Annotated in this window: 1 protein-coding gene and 1 pseudogene; both read right to left on the reverse strand. The window is 71.4% G+C overall.

Going from position 1 to position 1,000, the window contains the following annotated elements; translation table 11 throughout:
- Positions 1-605 (reverse strand): signal peptidase I (locus tag AC1DJW_RS26425; protein ID WP_476902944.1); only part of this gene is annotated, 605 nt, incomplete at its 3' end.
- Between the two features lie 112 nt (positions 606-717).
- A pseudogene (locus AC1DJW_RS26430) lies at positions 718-1,000 on the reverse strand (TasA family protein); the annotation flags it as partial.

Below are 1,000 nucleotides of genomic sequence, written 5' to 3' on the forward strand. Positions count from 1 at the left end.
ATCAGGACCTTCAAGACCACGGGATCGCGCAGGGCGCGGATTGCGTTGCCCAGGTACGGGACGGTGAACACCTGCCGGTCCACCTGCCCGCCGGCCAGGGTCGCGGTCCAGGGGTCGGGGCCGTTGTTCGCGTCGCCCTTGGTCCGGACGGTGGCGGTGCCCTGGTTGTTGATTGTGAGGTCGATGATCCGGTGGGTTTCCACCCGCTGGTCCTCCACCGGGATGTGGTAGGTGATGATGTCCCCGACCTTCAGGTTTTGGACCGCGACGGGGACGGTGACCACGACGTCCCCGGGGTTGATCAGCGGCGACATCGACCCGGTGAGCATCGTGGACGTCTGATAACCCAGCACGCGGGGCCCGACGGCGAGGAACAGGAACGCCGCGACCGCGGCCACCATCACCGCGGTCGTGACGACACTGACCAGGGCCCGGGCAACCCCCGACCCCGCACCCCGGCCCTCACCGGCGGCTTCGGTGCCGGTCTGTCCGGTGCCGGGTGCCGCCGCCGTGCCGGGCGCCGCCGCCGAACCAGGCCGATCGGTGCCGGGTGCCGTCGTCGTGGCCGGGGGGACCCGCCGGTGGCGGACCGGTGCTGCGGTCATGGCTGGGCTCTCCGTTTCTGGGGGGAGGCCCTCCGCCGTCGTTTTCAAGGGGGGGCGCGACGGCGGAGGGCTGGCTCGGGGCTGGGGCTGCCGGCCGGGGTTGCCGGGGGTGTTACTGGTTGGTGGCGGTGCGCTGGGTGCCGGTGAAGGTGAAGCCGATGGTGCTGCTCTGGTTCTGCAGGGTGTTGTCCGCGGTGGAGGGCAGGGTCAGGGTGACGCGCAGGTTGTCGGTGTGTCCGGCGGTGACCGAGGTCAGGTTGGCCAGGGCCACGTTCGCGCCGATCACGGGACGGGAGGCCAGGACCGTGGTGGTGGTGCCGGTGCAGGTGTAGGTGTAGGCGGGGGCGGTGCCGGCCTCGGTCCAGGGCACGGAGCAGTCATCGACGGTGACCTGC

Source organism: Arthrobacter sp. 05L417, from assembly GCF_056397865.1.